This window comes from Mesorhizobium sp. CA13 (assembly GCF_020165235.1).
Taxonomy (GTDB): Bacteria; Pseudomonadota; Alphaproteobacteria; order Rhizobiales; family Rhizobiaceae; genus Mesorhizobium.
Window position 1 is genome coordinate 24,851 of the sequence record NZ_JAIUHS010000020.1, and the last position, 13,589, is coordinate 38,439.

Below are 13,589 nucleotides of genomic sequence, written 5' to 3' on the forward strand. Positions count from 1 at the left end.
TAAATAATCGTCTTGCGGTGGCAGGCGCCTGCGCCGGCTTCGCAACGGCGTGAGCAGCGCGGACACAATCCGCGATGCGAGACCACGCCGGGAGGGTGCATGGTCGAACGCCACGATGGTGGCTGCCGTTTCGGGAGGAAACAGCACGGAATGCCGACACCCATCGTTGCCCAGGACGATCTCACGCTCATTGTTCCATCCTTGGTCCATAGGGTCAGCGATAAAAGTAAGGGTCCAGGACCCTCACCTCCGTGATCTTGTCCACCGGTAGCGAATTCTTCTGCGCCGTGCTGCGGATCGCCTCCGGCGAGGGGGCGTCGTAGATGCAGAAACTCTTGTTCTTGTCGGGCGATACGAAGGAGTGTAGCCAGGTGACCCCCTTCTCGGCGTTGCGCATGATGATGCCGCCGAGCGCCGTTGCGCCGACGTCGTTCGTCGGCACGTTGAGCCCGTCGGGGAATGTCCGTTCGATCAGATAGCGAGGCATGGAGTGGCTTCCTTTTGTGACTGATTCACGCTCGAAATGAGCGCGGTTGGAGAAAAATCACGATCGTTGAAAGCGCACATCGGAGCCTTTCCCCATATTGCGCGGGACGATTCCCTATGTTTTCGACGTTTGGTCTGGGAGCCACACTGCGGATACCGAAGCGGGGGTAATTTTGGAGAAGGGTCGAGCGACGACGAAACTTACGGGCCGGTGATCATGCTTCTGGAGCGGCAGGCACAACTCGATCAATTGGAGGAACTGCTCGCGGAGGCCGCGAGCGGTCGCGGCCGCGTGGCGGCATTGCTGGGCGAGGCCGGGGCCGGAAAGACGGCACTCGTCGAGGCGTTCGTGACCGGTGCCGGGCAGCACGTTTCCATATTCCGCAGCGCTTGCGAGGACCTGTCGATTCCCGATCCGCTGGGACCCCTCTATGATCTGGCCCGGGACGCGCAGTGGGCACTCCCCCGGGCAATCGATGACCGCCAAGGTCAGCGGCTGCCCCTGTTTTCAGACGCTCTCGAGGTTTTCGAGGCGAGGTCTCGGCCGGGTTTGCTGGTCATCGAGGATATGCACTGGGCCGACGACGCGACCCTGGATTTCGTCCGTTTCCTGGGCCGGCGCATCACCAACACGCACATGCTGGTGCTGTTCACTGCGCGCACCGACCGCAGCGAAGGGCAGATGCGCGCGCGCCGGGTGCTCGGCGAAATTCCAGCCGGCAATGTCCAGCGCATCGAAGTGCCACTGCTCAGCGAAGCGGCGGTGTTGTCGCTTGCCAAAGCAGCCAACCGCGACGGCAACGCAATCTATCGCGCCACCGCGGGCAACGCCTTCTTCGTCACCGAATTGCTGGCTGCCGAAAGCGAGATGGTGCTGCCGGCCAGCGTCCGCGACGCCGTGCTGGCGCGTGCCGAGCGCCTGTCGCCGGGCGCGCGCTCGATGCTCGACGCCGTGTCGGTGTTTCCACGCCGCGCCGATGCCTGGGCGCTGCGCGGTCTCTGTGGGGTCGCCAGCGCCGGCCAACTGGCGGAATGTGTCTCGAATGGCTTGCTCGACGATCTCGGCGATGGCTACGCCTTCCGGCACGAGATCGCCCGTCGCGCCATCGAGATGGCGCTGACCCCGAGCCATCGGCGCGAATTCAACCAACGCGCGCTTTCCGCACTGCAGGAAAACGCCGAGGTGGCGACCGCGAGGCTTGTGCACCATGCGGTGGAGGCCCAGAATCTGGAAGCGGTGCGCGAGCTTGCCCCGCTCGCAGCGCGCGAGGCCTCCCGCGTCGGCGCGCATCGCGATGCCGCCGGCTATTACGAAGTCGCCTTGCGGCACGCCGACAGCCTGCCGATGAGCGAGCGGGCGAGGCTTTACGAAGGATATGCGTTTGAATGCCATCTGATCGGCCGCATCGATGCGGCCATCGAGGCGCAGGGCCAGGCACGGCGATTGCAGCAGGCGCTCGGCGACACGCTCAGGGAGGGCGACAGCCTCAGATGCCTGTCGCGCTTCGCCTATCTGGTGGGTGACCGCGAACAAGCGGACCTGTTCGGGGCGCAGGCCGTGGAACTGCTGGAACAGGCGCCTGCCAGTCCGGAGCTTGCCATGGCCTATTCCAATCTCTCGCAGCTGGCGATGCTGGCCGAGAAGCTCGACGAAACACTGCTGCTCGGCGGCAAGGCAGTCGCTCTGGCCGAACGGTTGAACAAGCCGGAGATAATCTGTCACGCGCTCAACAATCTTGGCTCGGCCGAGCAGTGGCTTGACCTGGCCAGAGGTCGGCTGCATCTCGCCCGCAGTCTTGAAATCGCGCTCGTGCAGAATTTCCAGGAGCACGCGGCACGCGGCTTCACCAATTGCGCCTGCGCCGAAATGAACCAGCTCGATCTTGTGCGGGCGCAATCCTTTCTCGATCGCGGCATCGCCTATTGCGTTGAGAATGACCTCGCGACCTGGCGCGACTATATGCGGGGCGTGCAGGCGCAGCTGCTTTTGCGACGCGGCCTTTGGGACGATGCGGCCGCCATGGCTCTCGACGTCATCGACGATGGCGCAACGACGGCTCTGGTGCGTTACCCCTCCTTGGTCGCGCTGGCGAAACTGCGCATAAGGCGAGGCGATCCGGCTGGGCCGGTGCTGGAGGAAATGAAGCGATTCCTGGATAGGGGAATGGAGCTGCAGCGGCTGGCACCTTACACGGCGTCGATGGCCGAACTGGCATGGCTTGGGCAAGGCGACGCCACTGAGGCGCTTCGCCTGATCGATCTGGCAGAAAGCCTGTCGCCGACGAGGGCGATGTTCGCCGAGCTGGCCGTCTGGCGGCTGCTCTTGTCGCCTGAAAGCGACCCTGGCGATACGACCGGCATGGCGGAGCCTTATCGCCTGCTGCTCGCCGGCGACTGGAACGGTGCCGCAACGCTGTGGGCCCGGCTGGGCGCTCCGTTCGAGCAGGCGCTCGCCCTGCTGCACGGCGACGAGCCGGCCCTACGCTTGGCCCTGGACATATTCGAAGGCCTCGGTGCCCGGCCGGTCGCCCAGCACGTCCGCGCCGTCATGCGGCAGAATGGCGTCAATAACATCGCAAGGGGACCGCGGCAGAGCACGCGCGCCAATCAAGCTGGCCTGACGCTGCGCCAGATGCAGGTTCTGCAATTGATCGAACGCGGTTTCTCCAACAAGAGGATAGCCGAGCACCTGACCATCTCACCGAAGACCGTCGATCATCATGTCTCGGCGGTGCTGGGCAAGCTGGACGCCATTTCGCGTGGCGAGGCGACCGCCGCCGCGCGCGATTCCGGGCTGATCTGAGCAGGTAGGTAGGAATCGCGCCCGGGTCAGAAATCCGGGAACGTGCCCCCCAGGTTTTCCTTACGCGAAAGCGCCGTGGCAGTGCTTGTATTTCTTGCCGGAGCCGCAGGGGCACGCTTCGTTGCGGCCGACCTTGCCCCAGGTGGCGGGGTTGTTGGGGTCGCGGTCTTCGGGGGCGACGATGGCGTTGCTTTCCTGGCGCACCAGAAGGGCGGTTTCGCCGCCTTCGAAATCGTTCTCGCCGGTGGTGCCATCAATATGCGTGCCGAACATGTCGGGGGCTTCCGGCGGCGGGGCCTCGGCAGCCTGGCGGACCAGCTCGACGCGCATCAGCTGCGCGGTGACGGCCTGGCGCAGATTGCCAAGCATCGCCTGGAACAGCTCGAACGCCTCGCTCTTGTATTCCTGCAAGGGATCGCGCTGGGCGTAGCCGCGGAAGCCGACGACCGAACGCAGATGGTCGAGGTTGACGATGTGCTCGCGCCACAGATGGTCGAGCGTCTGCAGCACCACCGAACGCTCGACATAGGTCATCACCTCAGGCCCGAAGCGCTCGGCGCGCTCCTTGGCGGCGGCGTCGGCGGCTTGCGTGATGCGCTCGCGAATGTCGTCCTCGGCGATGCCTTCTTCCTTGACCCACTCCTCGATCGGCAGGTCGAGATTGAGGAACTCGGCGACCTCGGCCTTCAGGCCGGCGACATCCCACTGCTCGGCATAGGCGTTCTCGGGAATGGCCTTGGCGACGATCTCGTCAATGACGCCTTCGCGCATCTCGGCAATGGTCTCCGACAGGCCTTCGCCGTCCATCAGCTCGATGCGCTGTTCGAACACAACCTTGCGCTGGTCGTTGGAAACGTCGTCATATTTCAGAAGATTCTTGCGGATGTCGAAGTTGCGCGCCTCGACCTTCTTCTGCGCCTTTTCCAGGGCCTTGTTGATCCAGGGATGGATGATGGCCTCGTCTTCCTTGAGGCCGAGCTTCTGCAACATGCCGTCCATGCGCTCGGAGCCGAAGATGCGCATCAGATCGTCCTGCAGCGACAGGAAGAATTTCGAGCGGCCGGGATCGCCCTGGCGACCGGAGCGGCCGCGCAACTGGTTGTCGATGCGGCGTGATTCATGGCGTTCGGTGGCGAGCACGTAGAGGCCGCCGGCGGCCAGCGCCTTTTCCTTCAGGCGCTCGACGTCGGCATAGATTTCCTTTTCCCGCGCCTCGCGCTCGGGCCCTTCAGGCATGTCGCCCAGTTCCTCGGCGATGCGCATCTCGGCATTGCCGCCGAGCTTGATGTCGGTGCCGCGGCCGGCCATGTTGGTGGCGATGGTGATGGCGCCGGGCTTGCCCGCCTGGGCGACGATCGCCGCCTCGCGCTCGTGATGGCGGGCGTTGAGCACCTCGAAATCCTTAAAACCTTCCTTGCGCAGCCGCTCGGCCAGTTGCTCGGACTTCTCGATCGAGGTGGTGCCGACCAGCGTCGGCTGGCCCTTGGCGCTGGCTTCGCGGATCTCCTTGACGATCGCCTTGTATTTTTCCTCGACCGTCCGGTAGACCTCGTCGTCCTCGTCCTTGCGGATGACCGGCAGGTTGGTCGGGATCTCGGTGACTTCGAGGCCGTAGATGTTGCCGAATTCCTCGGCCTCGGTCAGCGCCGTGCCGGTCATGCCGGAAAGCTTCTTGTAGAGGCGGAAATAGTTCTGGAAGGTAACGGAGGCGAGCGTCTGGTTCTCCGGCTGGATCGCCACATGCTCCTTGGCTTCGAGCGCCTGGTGCAGGCCTTCCGAATAGCGGCGGCCGGGCATCATGCGGCCGGTGAACTCGTCGATGATGACGATCTCGCCGTTGCGCACGATATAGTCCTTGTCGCGCTGGAACAGGCGGTGCGCCTTCAGCGCATTGTTGACGTGATGGACGATGGCGACGTTCTCGACGTCGTAGAGCGACTCGCCCTTTAGCAGGCCGGCGTCGCGCAGCAGGTTCTCGAGCTTCTCGGTGCCTTCCTCGGTGAAGATGGAGGTCTTCTGCTTCTCGTCGATCTCATAATCCTGCGGCTGCAGCTGGATGATGAAAGTGTCGATGGTGTTGTACATTTCCGAACGGTCCTCGAGCGGACCGGAAATGATCAGCGGCGTGCGCGCCTCGTCGACCAGGATGGAATCGACTTCGTCGACGATCGCGTAGTTGTGACCACGCTGCACCATCTGGGCGCGCTCGTATTTCATGTTGTCGCGCAGATAGTCGAAGCCGAGTTCGTTATTGGTGGCATAGGTGACGTCGGCGGCGTAGGCGACGCGGCGCTCCTCGTCGGACAGGCCATGGACGATGACGCCGACCGAGAGGCCGAGGAACTTATAGACGCGGCCCATCCATTCGGAGTCGCGGGTGGCGAGATAGTCGTTGACGGTGACGACGTGAACGCCATTGCCAGCCAGTGCATTGAGATAGACGGGCAAGGTCGCGACCAGCGTCTTGCCCTCACCGGTGCGCATCTCGGCGATGCCGCCATTGTGCAGCACCATGCCGCCGATCAGCTGGACGTCGAAGGGGCGCATGCCGAGCACACGGCGCGCCGCCTCGCGGGCGGTGGCGAAGGCCGGGACCAGCAGGTCGTCGAGGCTGGCGCCGTTGGCGATGTCCTGGCGGAATTTTTCGGTGCGGCCGGCGAGTTCTGCATCGGAGAGCGCCCGCATCTCGTTTTCCATGGCGTTGATCGCCTCGACACGGGGCCGGGTCGACTTGACCCTGCGGTCGTTGGAGGAGCCGAAAACCTTACGGGCGAGACCGCCGAGACTGACCATCCAATGGTCCTTTCGATAGAATTCTCAAACTGAGACGAGCGCCGGCCGGCCCCATCAAATCCACGTGAATGCGCCGCCTGAATACGGGCAACGCAAAAAGCGCCCGGAAAACGGTTCTGGACGCAAAGTCGTTGGACAGATAAGAGGGGGCTCAACTGATGTCAACGCCGCGCCGGCCCTGCCGGTCGCGCCAAATTCGGCCACAATCTGGCTGATCTGGAAGCCTCCCGTCCTTCACATCCTCATCGGAGTCATCTTAATGTCCTTGTTGTTCCGCCGTGCGTCGCTCGCCAGCCTCGGCTTGGCCGTCGGCCTGTCGGCTCTTTGCCTGTCGCCGCTGATGGCGCAGGAAACCGCACCGGCCCAGCCGGCACCGGCCGCACCGGCGGCACCGGTCGATCCGAATACCGTGGTCGCAACCGTCAACGGCCAACCCCTCACCGAAGCAGATCTCGTGCTTGCCGAAGGCGAGCTGTCGCAGCAGTTCGCGCAACTCCCGGCCGAGCAACGCCGCGCCGCGGCGCTTTCGGCCGCAATCGAGATCCGCGTCATGGCCGCCAAGGCCGTCTCGACCGGTCTCGACAAGGATCCCGATTTCCAGCGCCGCATGGCCTTCCTGCAGCAGCGCGCGCTGCATGGCGAGATGGTCGAGAAAGGCGTCGTCGACAAGGTCACCGACGCCGAGATCCGCGCCCGCTACGACCAGGAGATCGCCAACACGCCGCCGGTCAACGAGGTGCATGCCCGTCACATCCTCGTGAAGACGAAGGAAGAGGCCGAGGCGATCATCAAGCAACTCGACGGCGGCGCCGATTTCCAGAAGCTCGCCAACGAGCACACCTCGGATCCGAGCGGCAAGACCAGCGGCGGCGATCTCGGCTGGTTCGGACCTGGCCAGATGGTGCCGGAATTCGACAAGGCCGCTTTCGCGCTTGAGGTCGGCAAATACACCGAACAGCCGGTGCAGTCACAGTTCGGCTGGCATGTCATCAAGCTCGAGGACAAGCGCACCAAGCAGCCGCCGGCCTTCGACGACGTCAAGGACCAGGCCAAGCAGGCGGTCATCCGCGACAAGTATTTCGCGCTGGTCAAGTCGCTGCGCGCCGATGCCAAGGTCGAAATTCCCGACGCCAATTTGAAGAAGGCCGTCGATACGATGGAAAGCGCCAAGTAAGCCAGAACGGTTTCAAAAAAGGGGCGCGGTTGCCAAAGGGCACCGCGCCCTTTTTGCGTCAGTTCAGCCGTTGGGCCCTTCTATGCCTCGCAGGAGGTAGGCGACCACCGTGCGGATCGTCGCCTCGTCCTCGTCGAGCCGGTTGGTCAGGAGCTGCCGCCAGGCATAGGAAGCCACCAGGTCGGCGGCCACACCCGGATCCACATAGGCCGCGACCTCGCCCCTTGCCTTGGCGCGCTCGATGATCTGGCCGGTGTAGGCCCGGCGCCCGCCTGTATAGCCGGCAAGGGCCGCGGCCGCCGTTTCGTCCGACTGCGCCTCGGCGATCAGCGACCTGAACACGCTGCCCGACGACGTCTCGCGCCAGTGCGCGAACAGGTTCTTGAGGAAGCCGACGAGATCCTCTTCCAGCCTTCCCGTATCGGGAATATCGACGCGTTTCTGGCGCTGGTAGACCTCCAGCAGCAGCGAGGCCTTGCTCGGCCACCAGCGATAGATGGTCGGCTTGCCGGCACGCGCCCGCCGCGCCACGGCCTCGATCGAGAAGCCAGCATAGCCGGCGTCGACCAACACCGCCTCGGCGGCATCGAGAATGGCTTCCGCGCTGTCGGGATTGCGCCGCGCACCAATGGATTTACGCGCCGTATCCGCCTCTTCGGCCATCCTGTCGCCCTCGCCGTCGGTTAGGCCGGCAATATAAGTGATCCGAGGATGAAACGAAACGGCCCGTTCTTGGCGGCTCACGCAGGGACATTTTGCCTGCCATGTCTCCCGCACGATGCGCAGGCGGTCATCGGTGCTGCCCAACTCCTGCCGCGCGCCCGCGCCGAGCCGCAACGGCTCCCAGAATACCAGGGCCAGGGTCAGAAGCTGCCCTTGCGGGGATCGCAACCTGGGCAGGGCGGCGCCAACGAACTGCAACGGAGCCGGCTGCGAACCGGTCAAGGCCAATTCCGGTCCTCACGCGACCACCAAAACGCCTTGCGCGGGCGCGCCGTATCGGGCAAACCGGCGTTTCTCCGCCGACTTTTCCCGTCCGAGGTCCCATGTCCACGACGATTTCGCCGCTCGCGCCGAAGAAATACCCCAAGATGCCTGAGATCGAGGGGGTGCGCATCGCCACCGCCGAAGCGGGGATAAAATACAAGAACCGCACCGATCTCCTGGCCATGGTCTTCGAGCCCGGCACGGCGGTCGCCGGCGTGTTCACAAAGTCGAAATGCCCCTCGGCGCCAGTCGATTTCTGCCGGCAGAACCTTGCCGCGGGCAAGGCCCGGGTGCTCGTCGTCAATTCCGGCAACGCCAATGCCTTCACCGGCAAGAAGGGCCAGGACTCCACCGCGCTGACGGGCGAAGCGGCGGCCAAGGCTGCCGGCTGCACGCCGGGCGAGGTGTTCCTGGCCTCGACCGGCGTCATCGGCGAGCCGCTCGACACAACCAAGTTCAGCCATCTGCTGGCTGGTCTGGTCAGCAACGGCAAGCCCGACCTGTGGACCGAGGCGGCCAAGGCCATCATGACCACGGACACTTATCCGAAGGTGGCGACGCAGACCGTCAAGCTCGGCGACACCGATGTCACCATCAACGGCATTTCCAAGGGCGCCGGCATGATCGCACCCGACATGGCCACGATGCTGTCCTTCGTCGCCACCGATGCGCCGATCACCGCCCCCGTGCTGCAGGATCTGCTGTCGCGCGGCACGGCCAAGACCTTCAACGCGGTGACCGTCGACAGCGACACCTCGACCAGCGACACGCTGCTGCTCTTCGCCACCGGAAAGGCCGCCAAACGCGGCGCGCCGGAGATAACCGATTCCAAGGACGCCCGCCTCGGCGCATTCCGCCGTGCGCTCGGCAAGGTGCTGAAGTCGCTGGCGCTGCAAGTGGTGCGCGACGGTGAGGGCGCCCGCAAGCAGGTCGAAGTCACCGTCACCGGCGCGAAATCGGCGCGCTCGGCCAAGCGCATCGCACTCTCGATCGCCAATTCGCCGCTGGTCAAGACCGCGGTCGCCGGCGAGGACGCCAATTGGGGCCGCGTCGTCATGGCCGTCGGCAAGGCCGGCGAGCCGGCCGACCGCGACCGCCTGTCGATCTGGTTCGGCGATAACAGGCTGGCGCATGAGGGTGAGCGCGATCCGGCCTATTCGGAGGAAGCGACCTCGGCCTATATGAAGCGCGACGACATCCGCATCCGCGCCGATATCGGCATCGGCCGCGGCAAGGCGACCGTGTGGACGTGCGACCTCACCAAGGAATACGTCGCCATCAACGGCGACTACCGGAGCTGACGGACTTGGTTTCCAAACATCCGGCCAGCATGCTGGCGACAGTGCGCCGCTATGAGGCGGCCGGGTTCCGCGCCTGGCCCGCGGCGGCAGTCCACTACGATGGCACCTGGGTGGTGCGGCTGACGGCCGGACATCCGGCCAAGCGGCTGAACTCGGTCAATCCGCTCGATCCCGGCGACACCCAGCACATCGCTGACCGCATCGGCCGCGCCAGCCGCCGTTTCGATGCCTATGGCAGGCCGCTGACCTTCCGCATGTCGCCGCTATCGGGTCCGGATCTGGCCAGCCATCTCGACCGCGAGGGTTGGAGCCGGTTCGACGAATCGCTGGTGATGCGGCTGCCGCTGGCGGATGCGCAGCTCGACGCCGCCATGGACCAGATCCCGTTGAAGGACATCAGCCGCTTCATCGGCGCGTCGCTCAAGGTCAGCGGCTCAGACGCGTCGCTGCGGCCTGGCCTGTCGGAGATCATCGGCGCCATCCAGCCCGAGGCCGGGTTGTTCGCGCTCGAGGCTGGAGCGGAACCACTGGCGACGCTGATCTGCGTCCATGATGGCGATCTCGCCGGCCTGTTCGAGGTCGCCACCGACAAGTCGGCGCGCAACAAGGGCCACGGCCGCAATCTGATCCTGTCAGCGCTGAAATGGGCGCGGCTGCGCGGCGCGCGGGAAGCCTGGCTGCAGGTCGAGGCCGGCAATGTGCCGGCGCTGGCGCTCTATCATTCGCTCGGCTTCAACGAAGTCTATCGCTATCATTACCGCCGGCCGCCTGTTCATGGGTGAAATCGGGCATGGATGATGTGATGATCGCCGGCAAGCGCCTGCTCCTGGTCGCCGCCTGCGCCCTGGTCGACGCCGACGGGCGCGTGCTCCTGGCGCAGCGGCCCGAGGGCAAGCAGCTTGCCGGGCTTTGGGAGTTTCCCGGCGGCAAGGTCGAGCCCGGCGAGACGCCGGAGCAATGCCTTATCCGCGAACTCTATGAGGAGATCGGCATCGAGACCGAGATCCCGTGCCTGGCGCCGCTCACCTTCGCCAGCCATAGCTACGACGATTTCCATCTTTTGATGCCGCTGTTCATCTGCCGCCGCTTTCGCGGTATCGCCCAGCCGAAGGAGGGGCAGGCGCTGAAATGGGTGCGGCCCAAGCAGATGCGCGACTACCCGATGCCGCCGGCCGACGCTCCGCTGATCCCGTTCCTGATCGACCTTCTGTAGGCGAAACAGACCCCCGCCTGCGGCCGAGCGGCGCTGCGGGCCGCAACAGCCAGCATTGCCGCATGACCGGTATTAATGGAAGATTTATCTCATCATGAAAAATTGATGCAAGGCTGCCGCCTCGTCGCGGCCGTGCCGGCGATTTTCTGGGGAGCGACAGCATGAGCCTTGAAAGGGAATGGGACTCTATCCGGCCCGACCGCAGCTTTCGCGCCGCGGATGCGGGCATGGGCGTGCTGCGCGTCACGCTGCTGTTCGGTTCGGCCGCGGTGGCGCTGGCCCTGATCGCGACGCCCTTCCTGGACAGCCAGACGCGCTCGCAATCGGCTCGGAATTTTGCCGGCGGTCTCGACATGACAGCCACTGGTTCGATCACTCGTCGCGAAATCTATACCGTGCGCCGCAGCGTGCTGCAGCCGCAGCCCGATTCGGTCTGCATCATCCGATCCGACGGCGGGACCAGCGGCGACTGCTGATCGGGTCCAAGACATTTTCAGAGGCGGCGGTTTCATCGCCTATTAAGCCTGTGCCGTTAACCTTTCTTAACAGGTCGGCGGTATGGTTCCGGCAAGAGGGATCGACGTGATGAAAACAGTGCTGCTGCGTTTCCTGAACGATGAAAAGGGCGCCACGGCCGTCGAATACGGCTTGATCGTCGCCGTACTGTCGCTGACGATCGTCGGCGGCATCAGCCAGGTCTTCAACGCGATCACCTGGCTGTTCAGCGACAATGGCAGCAGGCTTGCCAACGCTTTCGCACCCTGATCTGGCTGTCTGCGTCCGCGGACACTGTCATTGCCCCTTGGGCTGCTCCAACACAGTCTTCAGCGAGATCTTGGCCGAACCCGGCTTGAGCGGCTTTTGCTGCGATGCATCGGGCGCCCAGCCGGACATCCAGACCATCGAAAAGCTTGCGCGGATGCGGCCGTCGGGATCCGAAAACCGCTCGGCGTAGATTTGCGCGGTGCGGGCGAACAGCTGGCGTGTGCCCGGCCGCCGGCTGCGATCGGCAAGCGCGCTGGTTTCGCCCATGGCGCGCAAATCGGCCATCAGGTTGAAAAGGCTGTCATAGCGCACCGTCACCGTCTCGACATCGGCGACCGGCAGAGCGAGGCCGGCGCGCTGCAGGAGCGCTCCCGCGTCGCGAACGTCGGTGAACGGAATGACGCGCGGGCTGGCGCCGCCGTAAAGCTCGGTCTCGGCCGCCAGCAGGCTTTCACGCAATTCGCCGAGCGTGCCGGCGCCGGCGAAGGCGCCGAGGAAAAGCCCGTCCGGACGCAGGGCACGGCGGATCTGCACCAGCATGCCGGGAATGTCGTTCATGGCCTGCAGCGACAGAAGCGACACCGCCAGATCGAGGCTTTGCGGCTCGAAGGGCACGGTTTCCAGCGGCGCTACCAAGCCGGCGGAATCGCCCAGGAAAGCCGCATCCGCCTCGACCCGGACGATATCCGCCACCTTGCCGCTCGCGGCGAGGATGTCGGCCGCGGCCGACGTCTGGCAAAACAGCACCGCTGCCTTGCTAAACCTGCGCTCCACGGCACCCAGCCGATCAGCAAGATCGTCGGCACTGCGCCGCATCAGGAAATCCGCGCCACCGACCGGATGATCGAGCGCGCGCCGCTTGTGCGCCAGCCACAGTGAGGTTTCCATTATCGGCAGCAAACGGGAAGATCCTTGTTTGTCCATTCCCCGATGGAGTTGATATAGTCGCGCGCAACACCCACCACGTGGCCGATCCCATGCCCAAGATCAAGCCTCTGGACATCAGGAACCTTGCACGGTCGGCGGCGAACTGGCCGGCGCGCATCCTGTTCCCGCCGGTCTGTGCCGGCTGCCGCAGGCATGTCTCGCAGCCCGGCGTTCTGTGCGGGGTCTGCTGGCCGAAGCTGCGCCTCCTGGAGCGGCCCTGGTGCCCGGTGATGGGCACGCCCTTCGCCCACCATATGGGAGAGGGCTTCCTGTCCGCCGAGGCGATCGCCGATCCGCCGCCCTTCGAGCGGGCGCGGGCGGCCGTCGCCTATTCCGGTGTCGCCCGCCAGATGGTGCAGGGGCTGAAATACCAGGATCGCACCGACCTGGCGCCGTGGATGGCGCGCTGGATGCTGCGCGCCGGCGCCGACCTCATTGCCGAGGCGGATGTGGTGGTGCCGGTGCCGCTGCACTGGCGGCGTTTTTTCAGGCGGCGCTTTAACCAGTCGGCCGAACTGGCGCGCGCCGTTTGCGAATTGAGCGGCCTGTCTTTCGCACCTTCCGCCATGCGGCGGGTGAAACTCACCCGCCAGCAGGTCGGGCTGGAGCGGCAACAGCGCGAGGACAATGTGCGGGCCGCCTTTCGCGTGCCCGCCGAAGCAGAAATCGAGATCGCCGGCCGCCGCGTGCTTTTGATCGACGACGTCTACACCACGGGCGCCACTGTTCGCGCCGCCAGCAAGGCGCTGAAAAAATCAGGGGCCGGCGCCGTCGACGTGCTGACCTTCGCACGCGTGCTGCCGGGGGACTTTCGGGCCGACGAGTCCACGACTATATAAGTCGGCAACAAACAGTGGAAATTCGTCATGGTCGACGTCACCATCTATACACGCATGATGTGCGGCTACTGCACGGCCGCCAAACGGCTGCTCGAGCGCAAGGGCATCGCCTATACGGAGCATGACGCGTCGTTTTCACCGGAACTGCGCCAGGAGATGATTTCGCGCGCCCGTGGCCGCACGACCTTTCCGCAGATTTTCGTCGGCGACACGCATGTCGGCGGCTGCGACGACCTCCACGAGCTGGAGGCGCAAGGCCGGCTGGACAAGTTGCTCGCCAATGGCTCGACGAATTGAGGAT

At 64.9% G+C, this 13,589-nt stretch carries 13 protein-coding genes; 9 read left to right on the forward strand and 4 right to left on the reverse strand.

Translation table 11 applies throughout. The features are described 5' to 3' along the window. Window positions 1-214 precede the first annotated feature (214 nt). Window positions 215-487, reverse strand: a complete 273-nt coding sequence (locus tag LB566_RS28960; RefSeq protein WP_140553214.1) for a DUF4242 domain-containing protein — start codon at window positions 485-487, stop codon at window positions 215-217. A gap of 216 nt (window positions 488-703) precedes the next feature. On the opposite strand from LB566_RS28960, the gene LB566_RS28965 reads away from it, so the two are divergent. Continuing rightward, window positions 704-3,289 carry a helix-turn-helix transcriptional regulator gene (locus tag LB566_RS28965; RefSeq protein WP_224629468.1) on the forward strand — a complete coding sequence of 862 codons (2,586 nt, stop codon included), beginning with the start codon at window positions 704-706 and terminating at the stop codon, window positions 3,287-3,289. Between the two features lie 60 nt (window positions 3,290-3,349). Here the strand turns inward: LB566_RS28965 and secA are convergent, their stop codons facing one another. Further along, window positions 3,350-6,082, reverse strand: a complete 2,733-nt coding sequence (gene secA, locus LB566_RS28970; protein ID WP_140553212.1) for a preprotein translocase subunit SecA — start codon at window positions 6,080-6,082, stop codon at window positions 3,350-3,352. 259 nt (window positions 6,083-6,341) lie between these two features. On the opposite strand from secA, the gene LB566_RS28975 reads away from it, so the two are divergent. After that, a complete protein-coding gene (locus tag LB566_RS28975) occupies window positions 6,342-7,256 on the forward strand; it encodes a peptidylprolyl isomerase (RefSeq protein ID WP_224629418.1) in 915 nt (304 codons plus the stop codon). A gap of 63 nt (window positions 7,257-7,319) precedes the next feature. Here LB566_RS28975 and LB566_RS28980 read toward each other — a convergent pair whose 3' ends face one another. Next, window positions 7,320-7,919 carry a TetR/AcrR family transcriptional regulator gene (locus LB566_RS28980; protein ID WP_224629469.1) on the reverse strand — a complete coding sequence of 200 codons (600 nt, stop codon included), beginning with the start codon at window positions 7,917-7,919 and terminating at the stop codon, window positions 7,320-7,322. A 383-nt stretch (window positions 7,920-8,302) separates the two neighbouring features. Between LB566_RS28980 and argJ the strand changes: the two genes are divergently transcribed. The 5 genes from argJ to LB566_RS29005 all read left to right on the forward strand — a co-directional run bounded on the left by argJ (window position 8,303) and on the right by LB566_RS29005 (window position 11,522). Next, a complete protein-coding gene (argJ, locus tag LB566_RS28985) occupies window positions 8,303-9,544 on the forward strand; it encodes a bifunctional glutamate N-acetyltransferase/amino-acid acetyltransferase ArgJ (RefSeq protein ID WP_224629420.1) in 1,242 nt (413 codons plus the stop codon). A 29-nt stretch (window positions 9,545-9,573) separates the two neighbouring features. Further along, window positions 9,574-10,326, forward strand: a complete 753-nt coding sequence (locus LB566_RS28990; RefSeq protein WP_140553350.1) for a GNAT family N-acetyltransferase — start codon at window positions 9,574-9,576, stop codon at window positions 10,324-10,326. A gap of 8 nt (window positions 10,327-10,334) precedes the next feature. After that, a complete protein-coding gene (locus tag LB566_RS28995) occupies window positions 10,335-10,757 on the forward strand; it encodes a (deoxy)nucleoside triphosphate pyrophosphohydrolase (RefSeq protein ID WP_140553205.1) in 423 nt (140 codons plus the stop codon). A 161-nt stretch (window positions 10,758-10,918) separates the two neighbouring features. Next, window positions 10,919-11,233, forward strand: coding sequence for a hypothetical protein (locus tag LB566_RS29000; protein ID WP_224629422.1), 315 nt, complete (start codon window positions 10,919-10,921; stop codon window positions 11,231-11,233). A gap of 109 nt (window positions 11,234-11,342) precedes the next feature. Further along, window positions 11,343-11,522, forward strand: coding sequence for a Flp family type IVb pilin (locus LB566_RS29005; protein ID WP_140500916.1), 180 nt, complete (start codon window positions 11,343-11,345; stop codon window positions 11,520-11,522). 27 nt (window positions 11,523-11,549) lie between these two features. Here LB566_RS29005 and LB566_RS29010 read toward each other — a convergent pair whose 3' ends face one another. Next, window positions 11,550-12,422 carry a methyltransferase domain-containing protein gene (locus LB566_RS29010; RefSeq protein ID WP_224629424.1) on the reverse strand — a complete coding sequence of 291 codons (873 nt, stop codon included), beginning with the start codon at window positions 12,420-12,422 and terminating at the stop codon, window positions 11,550-11,552. A 65-nt stretch (window positions 12,423-12,487) separates the two neighbouring features. Here LB566_RS29010 and LB566_RS29015 point away from each other — a divergent pair, with 65 nt between their 5' ends. Continuing rightward, window positions 12,488-13,288 (forward strand): ComF family protein, encoded by an 801-nt coding sequence (locus LB566_RS29015; RefSeq protein ID WP_224629426.1) that lies wholly within the window; start codon window positions 12,488-12,490, stop codon window positions 13,286-13,288. Window positions 13,289-13,315: 27 nt separating this feature from the next. After that, entirely contained in the window at window positions 13,316-13,585 is a 270-nt protein-coding gene (gene grxC / locus LB566_RS29020; RefSeq protein WP_224629427.1) for a glutaredoxin 3, read from the forward strand. Window positions 13,586-13,589 lie beyond the last annotated feature (4 nt).